The sequence below is a fragment of the Kitasatospora sp. NBC_01560 genome, from assembly GCF_045208415.1.
Lineage (GTDB): Bacteria > Actinomycetota > Actinomycetes > Streptomycetales > Streptomycetaceae > Kitasatospora.
On sequence record NZ_CP109364.1, the window covers coordinates 3158876 to 3171405 of the forward strand.

Annotated in this window: 10 protein-coding genes; 4 read left to right on the plus strand and 6 right to left on the minus strand. The window is 77.3% G+C overall.

Annotated elements, in window-relative coordinates:
- Window positions 1-111 precede the first annotated feature (111 nt).
- From OH807_RS13530 to OH807_RS13540, 3 genes are all read right to left on the minus strand, one after another.
- Window positions 112-1617, minus strand: coding sequence for an RNB domain-containing ribonuclease (locus OH807_RS13530; RefSeq protein WP_406198060.1), 1506 nt, complete (start codon window positions 1615-1617; stop codon window positions 112-114).
- Between the two features lie 150 nt (window positions 1618-1767).
- Complete coding sequence (locus OH807_RS13535; protein WP_406198061.1) at window positions 1768-2163, minus strand: type II toxin-antitoxin system death-on-curing family toxin; 396 nt, start codon at window positions 2161-2163, stop codon at window positions 1768-1770.
- A complete protein-coding gene (locus tag OH807_RS13540; protein ID WP_406198064.1) occupies window positions 2160-2495 on the minus strand; it encodes a hypothetical protein in 336 nt (111 codons plus the stop codon). The genes OH807_RS13535 and OH807_RS13540 overlap by 4 nt, the downstream gene beginning before the upstream one ends.
- 150 nt (window positions 2496-2645) lie before the next feature.
- Between OH807_RS13540 and OH807_RS13545 the strand changes: the two genes are divergently transcribed.
- Together OH807_RS13545 and yaaA are read left to right on the plus strand one after the other, a co-directional pair.
- Window positions 2646-3089: a DUF3995 domain-containing protein gene (locus OH807_RS13545; protein WP_406198066.1), complete on the plus strand. Its 444-nt coding sequence runs from the start codon at window positions 2646-2648 to the stop codon at window positions 3087-3089.
- Between the two features lie 99 nt (window positions 3090-3188).
- Window positions 3189-3974, plus strand: coding sequence for a peroxide stress protein YaaA (gene yaaA, locus OH807_RS13550; RefSeq protein ID WP_406198068.1), 786 nt, complete (start codon window positions 3189-3191; stop codon window positions 3972-3974).
- An 82-nt stretch (window positions 3975-4056) separates the two neighbouring features.
- Here yaaA and OH807_RS13555 read toward each other — a convergent pair whose 3' ends face one another.
- Genes OH807_RS13555 through OH807_RS13565 form a run of 3 tightly spaced genes read right to left on the minus strand, consistent with a single transcriptional unit; the run spans window position 4057 to window position 6822 of the window.
- Window positions 4057-5214 (minus strand): bifunctional RNase H/acid phosphatase, encoded by a 1158-nt coding sequence (locus OH807_RS13555; RefSeq protein WP_406198071.1) that lies wholly within the window; start codon window positions 5212-5214, stop codon window positions 4057-4059.
- A gap of 4 nt (window positions 5215-5218) precedes the next feature.
- Window positions 5219-5962 (minus strand): zinc ribbon domain-containing protein, encoded by a 744-nt coding sequence (locus tag OH807_RS13560; RefSeq protein ID WP_406198073.1) that lies wholly within the window; start codon window positions 5960-5962, stop codon window positions 5219-5221.
- A 23-nt stretch (window positions 5963-5985) separates the two neighbouring features.
- Window positions 5986-6822 carry a Nif3-like dinuclear metal center hexameric protein gene (locus tag OH807_RS13565; RefSeq protein ID WP_406198075.1) on the minus strand — a complete coding sequence of 279 codons (837 nt, stop codon included), beginning with the start codon at window positions 6820-6822 and terminating at the stop codon, window positions 5986-5988.
- Between the two features lie 599 nt (window positions 6823-7421).
- On the opposite strand from OH807_RS13565, the gene lanL reads away from it, so the two are divergent.
- Both lanL and OH807_RS13575 read left to right on the plus strand, forming a co-directional pair.
- Window positions 7422-10484, plus strand: a complete 3063-nt coding sequence (lanL, locus tag OH807_RS13570) for a class IV lanthionine synthetase LanL (protein ID WP_406198077.1) — start codon at window positions 7422-7424, stop codon at window positions 10482-10484.
- Window positions 10481-12502, plus strand: a complete 2022-nt coding sequence (locus OH807_RS13575) for an alpha/beta fold hydrolase (RefSeq protein WP_406198078.1) — start codon at window positions 10481-10483, stop codon at window positions 12500-12502. The genes lanL and OH807_RS13575 overlap by 4 nt, the downstream gene beginning before the upstream one ends.
- Window positions 12503-12530 lie beyond the last annotated feature (28 nt).

Sequence of the window (12530 nt, forward strand, 5' to 3'; positions counted from 1 at the left end):
GCCCGGTGCGGCGCGGTCCGCTGCGGTCCTGCCCGGTGCGGGCGGGACCGGGCGCGGGTACCGTCCGGCCGTTCCGGTCCGATCCTCACACCGGGACGGCCGGACGGCCGCTCAGACGGCGGCGAAGCGGACCGTCCGGGTGGCCGGGTCGGCCACAGTCAGCCGGGCCAGCAGCAGTCCGCCGAGCGGGAGCGGGGCGGCCCCGTCGGCGCCGGCCGCCCCACCGGTGGCGCCCGCGGCACCCTCCGTGACGTCGGCGCGGTCGCAGCGGGCCCGGACGGCCGGCTCGCGCAACTGGACGGTGCCACGGGTGGGCCGCCGCTCGTCCACGTCGATGACCAGCGCCGGGAACTCCTCCCCCTCCCGGCCCGCCAGCAGCTCCGCCTCCAGCAGGTCCACGCAGGCCCGTTCCACCTCGGCCGCGCGGCGCTCCCCGCCCGCCATCAGGCCGGGGAGGGCGGGCAGCGCCTCCCGGGCCCAGTCGGGCACCGCCTCACCCGCGGCGACGGCCGCGCAGACCTCCTGGGTGAAGCGGTCGGCCAGCCGGCGCAGCGGCGCGGTGCAGTGCGCGTACGGCGCCGCCAGCGCGGCGTGCACCGGCGCGGTCGGGACCGGCACGTCCCGGGCCACGTCGAAGGCGTGGTAGCCGGCACCGCGCAGCAGGCCGGTGCACTCGTTGAGGAAGGCGGCGTGCAGCGGGGCCTGCGGGTCGAGGGAGCGGATCAGCTCCGGGTACGGCAGGCCCTCCGGCCAGTCGATGTCCAGGGCTTCGGCCGTCCGCCGCAGCCGGCGGTAGGCCTCCGGCGGGGCGGCGGGCAGGGTGCGCAGCAGGCCGACGCCGGCGTCCAGCATCAGCTCGGCCGCGGCCATGCCGGTGAGCAGCGAGATCTGCGCGTTCCAGCCGTCGGCGGGGAGGGGCGCGCGGTAGCCGAGCACGTAGCCGTGCAGGGTCTCCTCGATCTCCTGCTCCGGGACGGGCAGGCTGATCCCGCCCCGGGCCCGCTCCTGCTCCTCGCGCAGCCGGCCGACGGTGGCCAGCAGGGCGAGCTGCTCGTCGGCGCCGTCGGCGTCCACGGCGCGCTGCACCTGCGCGTAGTCCAGCCGGCGGTGCGAGCGGACGAGGGCGCGGCGCAGGTCGGCGAGGACGACGGCGCCGTCGGCGTCCAGGTCGAGCTGCCAGAGCAGGGCCGGGCGGGGCTCGCCCGGCAGCAGGCTGGCCGCGTCCTCGGAGAGCCGGGCCGGGTGCAGCGGGACGCGGTGGTCCGGGAAGTACAGGGTCTGGACGCGGAGCCGGGCCTCCGCGTCGATCGGTCCGCCGGGGCGGACGAACGCGGCGACGTCGGCGATGGCGTAGTGCACCCGGTAGCCGCCGCCCGGGCGGTGCGCCAGGTGCATGGCCTGGTCGAGGTCCCGGGAGCCGGGCGGGTCGACGGTGAACAGCGGCAGGGCGGTCGCGTCGTACTCCGGCAGCCGCGGGGTCCGGGCGGCCTCCTCCGCCTCCACGAGGACGGCGTCGGGCCATCCCACGCGGAGGTCCGGGCGGGCCCGCAAATCGGCCAGTTCGGCGTTGATCCGGGCGGAGTCGGCGGCCTTGACGTGCAGCTTTCGGCGGGGCATGGGGGCAGCGTAGGGCGAATCGGGTGATTCCCGACGGAACCGGCCACCGGGCGCGCCGGTGGTCGGGCGCGCCCGGTGCCGGGGACGCGGCCGGGCGGGTTCGCAGCCCGGGCGGGTTCGCGGCCCGGACGGGTCAGCGGGCCGGACGGGTCAGCGGCCGAGGAGCGAGCGGAGGTCCTTCGCCGCGAGGGTCACGGCGTCGTCGTAGCCGCCGGTGGCCAGCCGGAGCATGAACGCGACCGCGTCGTCCGGCGGCGGGTCGGTGTAGGGCTCGGCGTTGTAGTCGAGGAAGAGCAGCATCGCCTCGAAGGCGGTGCGCTTGTTCCGGTCGACCAGCGGGTGGTTGCGGGCGAGGCTCTGGCCGAGGGCCGCCGCCTTGGCCCAGAGGTCCGGGTAGGCGTCCTGGCCGAACACCGTGGCCTGCGGGCGGCCCAGGGCCGACAGCAGCGCCCCGAGGTCCCGGATGTTCTCCGGGCCGCCGGCGAGGTAGCTGACGTCCTCCAGGTCGAGGTACTCGGTGGGGCCGGGCCCCGCCACGGCGCTCACAGGTCCTTCAGCCGGTCCAGCGTCTCCGCGTTGGCCGCGCGGATCCGCTCCACCATGGCGGCCCGCACCGCGGCCCGGCCAGGCCGCGGCTTCTCCACCAGCCCCTGCGGCACCTCGGACTGGCGCACGTCGAAGGCCAGCTCCGCGCTGTCCGGGCCGGCCGTCTCCGTCACCCGGACCCGGCCCGCCATCACCGCCTCGGCGGCCGCCTGGAGGGCGAACTCCAGGGCCTGCCTGGTCTCCGGGGGCAGCCCGGCGGGCAGCCGGACGGGCAGGGACTCCTCCACGGCGTCGTCGTCGCCGGGCACGAGGTCCAGGGGGCGCAGGGTCATCTCGTCACTCTCCTTCACGCCCACGGTAAGGGGCGCGCCGGTGCCGGCCCACCGAATTCGGGCCGTGGCCGGGCGCGCAGGGGTACGGGCGGGCGCCGGTGTGAGCGGATCTAGGGTGGACGGGACAGCAACGTGCGAAGGGGGTTCGCGATGGGTGCGGTACGGGTGACGGGGGCCGCGGTGGCCGGGGTGCTGGCGGCGACGGGGGCGCTGCACGCGGTGTGGGTGGTGACGCCCTGGCCGGCGCGCACGCCGGAGGAGTTCGCGGACACGGTGGTCGGCACCGGTGACGGGGTGCCGCCGGCGGCGGCGTGCGCCGCGGTGGCGGGGCTGCTCGGCGCGGCGGCGTACCTGGTGGGTGCGGAGACCGGGGTCCTGCCGAAGGCCGGGCCCACGTGGGTGCGGCGGCAGGGCGTCCGGGCGGTCGCCGGGGTGCTGCTGGCCCGCGGCGCGGGTGGGCTGACGGTGTTCGGCGGGCGCATGTCCGAGCGCAGCGAGCGGTTCCGGCGGTTGAACGCCCGCTACTACTCGCCGCTCTGTCTGGCGCTCGGCACCGGGACCGCCGTGGTCGCCGCGGCGGCGGTCCGGGAGTAGGCCGGGGACGGTCCGTGCGGCGGACCGGGCGCCCGGGGAGGGCCGTCTTGTGCGTAGGGTGGCGGGGATCGTCCGCCACAAACTGTTGAGGAGTCCGCTGTGCTGGTCCTGTTGCCGCCCTCGGAGGGCAAGGCCGCGTCCGGGGACGGCGTGCCGGTCGCGCTCGACGGGCTCTCGCTGCCCGGACTGACGGCGGCGCGGGCGCAGGTGCTGGAGGCACTGGTCGGGCTCTGCCGCGGCGACGAGGACACCGCCGCCGGCGTGCTGGGGCTGAGCCCGGGGCTGCGCGGCGAGATCGCGCGCAACGCGGGCCTGCCGACAGCGGGCGCGCTGCCGGCCGGTGAGGTGTACACCGGGGTGCTGTTCGACAACCTCGGCCTGGCCACGCTGGACGAGGCCGCGTACGACCGGGCCGGGCGTTCGCTGCTGGTGTTCTCGGGGCTCTGGGGTGCGGTGCGGATCGGCGACCGGATCCCGCCCTACCGCTGCTCGATGGGCGTGAAACTCCCCGGCCCGGGGGCGCTCGGAGCGTACTGGCGGGGCGCGATGGCATCCGTGCTGCCGGAGGTGGCGGACGGGCTGGTGCTGGACCTGCGCAGCTCGGCGTACGCGGCGGCGTGGAAGCCGGCCGGCGAGGTGGCCTCCCGGACGGCGACGGTACGGGTGCTCCAGGAGCGGAACGGCAAGCGCACCGTGGTCAGCCACTTCAACAAGGCGACCAAGGGCCGGCTGGTCCGGGACCTGCTGGTGGCGGGGGCCGAGCCGAAGACGCCCGGCGAGCTGACGGACGCTCTGCTCGGACTGGGCCACCGGGTGGAGGTCGCGGCGGAGGGCACCGCACGCAAGCCGTGGCAGCTGGACGTCGTGGTCACCGACGTGCACTGAGCCCGGACCGGACGCACCGCCCCGGACCGCAGCGGGGCGCGTACCGGGGCGGCGGGCTCCGCGGGGAGCCCGCCACCCGGGGTCAGCGCAGGTGCGAGGTGTCGTTGAGCAGCCGCACCGAGGCGTTGCCGTCCGCGTAGTACTGGACGGCGCAGAGCGAGGCGGCGGACAGCTCCATCCGGTAGAGCGAGTCCGGCGGCGCGCCGAGCGCGAGGCGCACCAGCGTCTTGATCGGGCTGACGTGCGAGACCACCAGCACGGTCTTCCCGGGGTGGCGGGCGAGGATCTTGTCCCGGGCGACCCCGGCCCGGTGGGTGAGCGTGGTGAAGCTCTCGGTGCTGCCGGTCGGCTTCGCCCTGGGCGAGCCGAGCCAGGCGGTGAGGTCCTCGGGGTGGCGCTCCTGGACCTCGGCGAAGGTCAGGCCCTCCCAGTCACCGAAGTCGACCTCGCGCAGGCCCTCCTCGTAGCGGACCTCCAGGCCCAGCCGGGCGGCGACGAGCTCGGCCGTCTCCCGGGTGCGGCGCATCGGGGAGGCGACCACGGCCTGGACGGAGCCGCGCGCGGCCAGCGCCTCGGCGGCGCGCTCGGCCTGCCAGCGGCCCTTCTCGGAGAGCTCGGGGTCGCTGCCGCCGCTGCCGGAGAACCGCTTCTCCGGGGTCAGGTGGGTCTCGCCGTGGCGGAGCAGCACGAAGGTGCTCGGGGTGCCGAGGTCGGCGGCGGCCGCCCAGCCGGCCTTCGGCGCGGCCTTCTCCAGCGGCGGTTCGGCGGCCGGCACGGCCTGCGCCGGGGCCGCGGCCCGCAACGGCCTGGGCTCCCACTGGCGGCCGGCCTTGCCCGCGTCCATCGCCTCGTTGGCGAGCCGGTCGGCGTCCTTGTTCTTCTCGCGCGGGATCCAGGTGTACTTGACCTGGCTGCGCGGGAGGACGGTGCGGGCCTCGGCGGCCAGCGGCTGCATGTCGGGGTGCTTGATCTTCCAGCGGCCGGACATCTGCTCGACCACCAGCTTGGAGTCCATCCGGACGTCCACCGAGGCGTCCGGGTCGATCTCCCGGGCCGCCCGCAGGCCCGCGATCAGGCCCTTGTACTCGGCCACGTTGTTGGTGGCGTGGCCGATGAACTCGGCGGCCTCGGCGATGATCAGGCCGGTGTCGCCGTCCCGGACCACCGCGCCGTAGCCGGCCGGCCCCGGGTTGCCCCGGGAGCCGCCGTCGGCCTCGACGATGAACCTGCGCCCCGCCACCGGATCAGATGCCCGACTCGGCGGTGCGCACCAGGATGCGGCCGCAGTTGTCGCAGCGGACGACCGCGTCCTTGGGCTCGGCCTTGATGGCGTTCAGGTCGGAGACGGCGAACTCGACGCGGCAGCCCTCGCAGCGGCGCTGGAAGAGGCGGGCCGCACCGACGCCGCCCTGCTGCTCGCGCAGGCGGGTGTAGAGCTTCAGCAGGTCGGCCGGGACGACGGCGACGACGGTCTCGCGCTCGCGGCGGACCTTCTCCACCTCGGCGTCGATCTCGGCGAAGGCGGCGTCACGGCGTGCCTCGGCCTCGGTCAGCACGACCGTGGAGTGCTCCAGGCGCGCGGTCAGCTCGGTGACCCGGGTCTCGGCGGACTCCAGCCGCTCCATGATCTCCAGCACGACCTCTTCGAGGTCGCCCTGGCGCTTGGCCAGCGAGCCGATCTCGTGCTGGAGGTTCTCCAGGTCCTTCGGCGAGGTGATCGCGCCGGAGTCCAGGCGCTGCTGGTTGCGGGCGGAGCGGGAGCGGACCTGCTCGACGTCCTGCTCGGCCTTGGTCAGCTCGCGGGTGGTGTCGCCCTGCTGGGCCTGGGCGGCGATCACCAGGTCCTTGAGCGCGGTGTGGTCGGCGGTGGCCTTGTCGATCTCGGCGTGCTCGGGCAGGCTGCGACGCCGGTGGGCCAGCTGGTCGAGCTTCGAGTCGATGGCCTGGAGGTCGAGCAGGCGGATCTGGTCGGCGGGCGCGGCGTTCAAGCGGAGAGCTCCTGTGAATCGGGTCAGGCGGTGAAGGACATGGGGGCGTGCGCGGTCCACGGGTCGGTGACCCGGTGGGAGACCTTCGTCTCCACGGCCCAGCCCCGCTTTCCGGCGGCGCCGTGCAGCGCCTTCTCGGCCAGGGTGAGCCAGGGCCACTCGGTGGCCCAGTGGGCGGCGTCGAGCAGCGCGACCGGTGCCGTCTCGGCGGCCTCGGACGCCGGGTGGTGGCGCAGGTCGGCGGTCAGGTAGGCGTCGACGCCGGCCGCCCGCACCTCGGCGAACAGGCTGTCGCCCGATCCGCCGCACACCGCGACGCGGCTGACCAGCCGGTTCGGGTCCCCCGAGACCCTGACGCCGGCGGCCGTGGCGGGCAGGCCCGCGGCGACCCGCGCGGCGAAGGCGGAGAGCGGGAGCGGAGGCTCCAGCAGGCCGATCCGCCCGGTGCCGCGGCGGCCCAGCGGGTCGGCCGGATCCGGCACCAGCGGGCCGGTGACCCGCAGGCCCACCGCCTCGGCCAGCGCGTCCGAGACACCGGGGTCGGCGTGGTCGGCGTTGGTGTGCGCCACGTGCAGGGCGATGCCGTTGCGGATCAGCGTGTGCACGACCCGACCCTTGAAGGTGGTGGCGGCGACGCTGGTGGTGCCGCGCAGATAGAGGGGGTGGTGGGTGACCACCAGGTCGGCGCCCCATTCGACGGCCTCGTCCACGACCGCCTGCACGGGGTCGACGGCGAGGAGCACCCGGCGGACCTCGGCCCGAGGGTCTCCGCAGACCAGGCCGACGGCGTCCCAGGACTCCGCCCACTCCGGCGGGTAGACCTCTTCGAGCGCGGTGATGACGTCGGACAGTTTCGGCACCTGTCGAGACTACCGTGCGCGCGGGGGCGCCCGAGCCGCCCGGGGGCGCGATGCGGCGGGCTGTGCCCCCGGCCGGACGGCCCTCCGGGGCGGGCCCGGGCGCGGCGACCGGGGCGTCCCCGGTACGGGGGACGGGGCGCACAGGTGCGCGTCAACCACCGCGCCCGCGCGCCCGGGCGGCGGCCGGGGGCCGCCCGGGTCGTGCTCGCGCAGTGCATGCGGGCGGGCGCCCGGCGGGGCGGGCGGCACCCGCCGCTCACAGCGAGCCGCTCGTACATATTCGAAACAGCGCCTGGATCACCCTTACGAGTGAAGTGACTCGCCACGCGTTGAGTCCGCCCGGGCACCGAAAGTAACTTCACTTCTGCGAAGGGAAGTTGCCTCGACCGGGGGGTCGGACAGGCGCCCCGCCGCAGCGCGGGCCCGGCTGGATCCGGGCCGCGCCGGGCCCGACCGGCCCGCGCCGGACGCGGCCGGGCAGCGCTCCCGGGGCTTCCCCCGGGGCTTCCGGAAAACCGATCAGGCCGTGGCCGTGCGCCCGGGTGCCGGAGCAGTGGGCACCGGCGGGCGCCGGCCGAGACGAAGGGATGTGGGAGCGGATGGGAGCGGGCACATCGCTGCGGACGGCCGGGGGAACGGGATCGGCGGGCCGCGGGCCGCATGCGGGCGGCACGTGGCCGGAGGTCGCGCGGACGGCACTGGCCGGCGGTGGGGGCCGGGAGCGCGGTGGGGGCCGGGAGCGCGGTGGGGGCTGGGAGGTCACCACCGAGGGCTTCTGGTGCACGGCCAGGCCGTCCGCGGGAAAAGCGGCTGAACTCGCCGAGGAGGGCTGGAAGATCCACGTCAGCGCGGCCTCGGCGGTCGGGGGCGCGGTGCTGTCGGCCGTCGCCGAGGTGCTGGCCGACGATCCGTGCGCGTTCAGGTTCGCCGCCGGGCCGGAGCAGCTCCACGAGCTGAACTCCCGCAACAGCGAGCGCGGTTCGGCGGGCAAGTTCGTCACCGTCCACCCGGCGGACGAGGAGCAGTTCCGGCGGCTGGCGGCCGCCCTGCACCGGGCCACCGACGGACTGCCCGGGCCGGTCGTGCTCTCCGACCGCCCCTACCGGCCCGGCAGCAGGGTCCACTACCGGTACGGCGCCTTCGCGGCCCGTGCCGAGCTGGGCAACGACGGCGGGTACCGGTCGATGCTGCGCGGGCCCGGCGGCGAACGCGTCGAGGACGTGCGCGGGGCGTCGTACCGCTGCCCCCCGTGGGCGCGCGATCCGCTCGCGGAACGGCCCGGAGCAGCCAACGAGGGCGGCGGGCCGGGAGCGGGCCGGCCCGCCGCCGCCCGGCGCGGGGCCGGTGGGGTGCTGCTGGCCGGGCGGTACGTGATCACCGGCGCGATCCGGCACAGCACCAAGGGCGGCGTCTTCCTCGGCCGGGACACCGACGGCGACACGGAGGTCGTGGTCAAGCAGGCCCGTGCGCACATCGAGGTGGACCGGTCCGGCACCGACGCCCGGGCCGCGCTCCGGCACGAGGCCGCACTGCTGGCCCGGCTGGAGGGGCAGCAACTGGCCCCGCGGCCGGTCGAACTGATCGAGCAGGACGACTCACTGTTCCTGGTGCAGGAACGAATCGCCGGGCAGCCGCTCGGCGGCTGGGTCGGCGCACGGCTGCGCCGCGACGGCAGCCCGGACGTCGACTGGGCCGAGGCCGGACCCCTGGTCCACGCGCTGCTCGACCTGGTCGAGCGGGTGCACGAGCTCGGCCTGGTGCTCCGCGACCTCTCCCCCGGGAACGTCCTGGTCCAGCCCGACGGCACGCTGCGGCTGGTCGACCTGGAACTGGCCGCCGAGGCCGGCCGCCGCGCCGGCTCCGCCGGCACCCCCGGCTACCGGGCCCCCGAGCAGGGACCGGGGCGGCTCGCCCTGGTCGCGGACGACCCGGCGACGGGGACACTCCGGGCCGGCGCAACCGGGTCCGCCGTGGCCGAGCCGGCCGCCGACCTCTACGCGCTCGGCGGGCTCTTCTTCCTGCTCGCCACCGGCCACGACCCGCTGCTGCCCGAGGACCTGCCGCACGCCCGCCCGGTCGCCGACCGGCTCGGCCGCTGGCTCGCGCTGGCCGCCCGCTCGGGGGACACCGCACGACGGCTCGCCCCGGCGGTGCTGGGGCTGCGGGCGGAGGAGCCCGAGCAGCGGTGGAGCCTGCAGCAGGTGCGGGACGCCCTCGCGGGCGGCGCCGCGGACGGCGCCGGCGGCACGAACGGCCATGCTGCGGCGCCGGTGGGCCGCGGCTCGCACAGCTCGCCCGGCTCGCCCGGTGGATCCGTCGTCGAGCAGGTCCTGCACGACGGCCTGCGGCACCTCGCCGCGACCGCCTCGCCGCAGCGGCGCGACCGGCTCTGGCCGACCGTCCCGGCCGGGCAGCGGTCCGACCCGTGCAACGTCCAGCACGGCGCCGCCGGGGTGCTGGCCCTGCTGGCCCGGGCCGCGCTGGCCGACGGGCTCCCCGCCGAGGTCCGCGCGGAGGCGCGGCGGACGGCCCGGACGGCCGTGGAGTGGGTCGAGCGGCGGTGCGCCGCCGAGCCGGTCGTCCTGCCGGGGCTGCACTTCGGCCGCTCGGGCGCCGCCTGGGCCCTGCTGGACGCCGCCACGGCGCTGGCCGACCGGCCGCTCGCCGACCGCGCCACCGGGCTGGCCCGCCGGATAGCCGTCGAGTGGCCCAACCCCGACGTCTGCCACGGTGCCGCGGGCGCCGGATTCCTCCAGCTGCGGTGCGCCGCCGACGCCCCGGACGCGGAGTCCGCCCGCACGTTCCTGGCCCGCGCCGCCCGCTGCGGGCACCACCTGCTCGCCGCCGGCCGCGCCACGCCGCACGGCACGGTCTGGCCGGTTCCGGCGGACTTCGACTCGGCGCTCGCCGGGAGCACCCACCTCGGGTTCGCCCACGGGGTGGCCGGCGTCGGCGCGTTCCTGCTGGCCGCCGCCGAGGCCAGCGGTGACCGGGCCCTGCTCGCCGGCGCCGCCGAAGCCGGCCGCACGCTCGCGGCCACCGTCCGGCGGGAGTTCACCGGCGGCGCCGTGCACGGCCGCTCCGGTGCGGAGGCGTCCGCCGCCGTCACCGGTGTGCAGGAGAGCGCGTGGTGGCCGCAGGACTCCCGGGATCCCGAGCACGTCCGGCTCGCCCACTGGTGCAGCGGCTCGTCCGGCGCCGGCACCTTCCTGCTCCGGCTCTGGCAGGTCACCGGCGACGCGGACGCCCGTGAACTCGCCCTCGCGGCCGGCCGGGCCGTCCTGGCCGGCCGCTGGCACTGCGGCGTCAGCGCCTGCCACGGGCTGGCCGGGAACGGCGAGTACCTGCTCGACCTGGCCGAGGCCACCGGGGCCGTCGAGTTCCGCTCCGGCGCGGAGGAGACCGCCCGGCTGATCACCGCGCGAACGGCCCTGCGGAACGGTCTGCTGGTGCTGCCCGACGAGACCGGCACCGGCTGCGCCGCCGCGTACGGGACGGGGACGGCGGGTGCGCTCGCCTTCCTGCTGCGGCTGCGGCACGGCGGCCCCCGCCTCTGGGTGGACCCGGTACCGCCCGCCTTCCCGGACCTCCCGGGCTTCCCGGGCGCCCCCGCCGACGGTCCCCCCGGGCCGCCCGGCGCCGACCGGACGGGGGCGCCATGACCGTGGTCACCCGGACGGCGACGCAGGCCCTGCGCCGCCTCGGCTTCACCTTCACCGCCGACGGCAGCCACGCCGCCTGCCTCGCCTCGGCCGCCGACGGCGGCTGGTACGCGGAGAGCTGGCAGCTGCCCGCGAGCGGCCCGGCCGTGCCGGTACCGCTGGCCCTGCCCGGCAACCGGTCGGAGAACCTGCGCTCGGAGCTGGTCGCCCTGCCGGACGGCTCCGTCCTGGTCTGCCGGCACGACGGCGAGCGGCACGACCTGGTGCTGCTCGACGCCGCCCGGCCGGGCACCGGGCCGGCCACCACCGAACGCGCGCTGGCCACCCTGAAGCGCCCCGGGCTGCGGCTGCTGCCGCTCCCGGACCAGGCCCACGACGGGCCCGGCGCACCGGTCGCCGTCGCGCTGGGCAGTGACACCCGCCCGGCCACCACGGTCTGGCTGGTCCGGGCCGACGGCAGCGAGCCCCGGCAGGTCGCCGAGCTCCCCGGGCTCCACGGCGGCGGGGTCTGGCTCGACCGCACCGGCTCCCTGCTGGCTCTGGACCGGGTCGACGCGGGCACCGTCCGCACCGTCGTGCTGGACCTGCGCACCGGTCTCGTCACCCCGCTGCTGGAGATCGGCGAGGGCAGCAACGACCGGCTGGTGCTGTTCGACCCGGACAGCCGCTTCGCGATGGTGCGCAGCGACGCGCCCGGCACCGACCGGCTCGGCTGGGGCCTGCTGGGCGGCGGCGAGCCGCTGCGGTTCCCCGAGTGCCTGCACGTCGCGGGCGTGTTCCTGCGGCCGGTGGCGCTGCGGCCCGCGCCGGACGGGGCCCGGGTGGCCGTCCAGATCGACCACGGCGCCGGCTCGACGCTGGCCCTGTGGCGGCCGGCGGCCGGGCGGCTGGAGCCGCTGGCGGTGCCGGCCGGCCGGCTCGGTGCCGTCGGGCACTGGTCCGCGGCCGGGCTGCGGCTGCCCTACTCCGCGCCCGACCACCCGGCGGCGCTGGCCACCCTGGACGTCGACGCGCTGCTGGCGCACGGACCGGCCCCCGCCACCGGCTCCGGCCCGATGCCGCTGCCCCTGCAACTGGCACCGCTCGGCTCCGGGCTGCCCGGCTCGGCCCTGACCGGTCCGTGGCGGGACGCCGTCCTGCCCTGGCAGCCCGGCCTGCCGCGCGCACCCCGGACCGCACCGGCCGCCGGCTGGCGGCTGGACGGCTCCACCCCGCCCGGCGACGGCGGGCGGTGGCACCCGGCCCAGAGCCTCGAACTCGCCGGACCGGCCGGGCCGTTGGAGGCCGTGGTGTACGGCGGCGACGCCTGGCTGAGCAGCCCGCACCTCGTCCTCGCCCTGCACGGCGGCCCGGCGGACGCCTGGCGGCTGGAGTTCGACCCCGCCCTGCAGCGGATGGCGGCCGGCGGGCTCGCCGTCCTCGCGCCGAACCAGCGCGGCTCCACCGGCTACGGAGTCGCGCACGCGATGGCCGTCCGGGGCGCCTGGGGCGGGCCTGACCTCGACGACGTCCTGTACCTGCTGGACGGCATCGCGGGCCAGCGCGCCGCACTCGGCCTGGAGCCGCCCGCCCTGTTCGGCGTCAGCTACGGCGCGTTCCTGGCCCTGCTGACGGCCGCGCACGCACCGGCCGAGCAGGTCGCGCGCTGCGCGGTGGTCGCACCGTTCCTGTCCGGGGCCCGGTTGCTGGCCGAAGCGGCCCCACCGGTACGGGCGTTGACCACCCGGCTGGGCGGCGGCGAGCCGATCGCCGACGCCCGCGGCCCGCGCGACGTGCTCCAGCTGGCCCACCGGATCGGTGCGCCGCTGCTGGTCGTGCACGGCGACCGGGACGAGGTCGTGCCGGTGAGCCAGTCCCGTTCGCTGCGACACGAGTTGCTGCGGATCGGCCGTACCGAGGGGGCCGACTTCCGGTACGTCGAGGCGGCCGGCGCCGGGCACGAGGTGCTGGCCGAGGAGGGCGCCGCCGTGCTGCACGAACTGCTGGCCGCGTTCCTGCGGACCGGCCGGCCCGGGTAGCGCACACCGCGCCACCGGCGACACGGAC

Coding starts and splice junctions, on each gene's coding strand:
- OH807_RS13530 (WP_406198060.1), bottom strand. CDS start 1,617: ATGCCCCGCCGAAAGCTGCACGTCAAGGCCGCCGACTCCGCCCGGATC.
- OH807_RS13540 (WP_406198064.1), bottom strand. CDS start 2,495: ATGACCCTGCGCCCCCTGGACCTCGTGCCCGGCGACGACGACGCCGTG.
- OH807_RS13545 (WP_406198066.1), top strand. CDS start 2,646: ATGGGTGCGGTACGGGTGACGGGGGCCGCGGTGGCCGGGGTGCTGGCG.
- lanL (WP_406198077.1), top strand. CDS start 7,422: ATGGGAGCGGGCACATCGCTGCGGACGGCCGGGGGAACGGGATCGGCG.
- OH807_RS13575 (WP_406198078.1), top strand. CDS start 10,481: ATGACCGTGGTCACCCGGACGGCGACGCAGGCCCTGCGCCGCCTCGGC.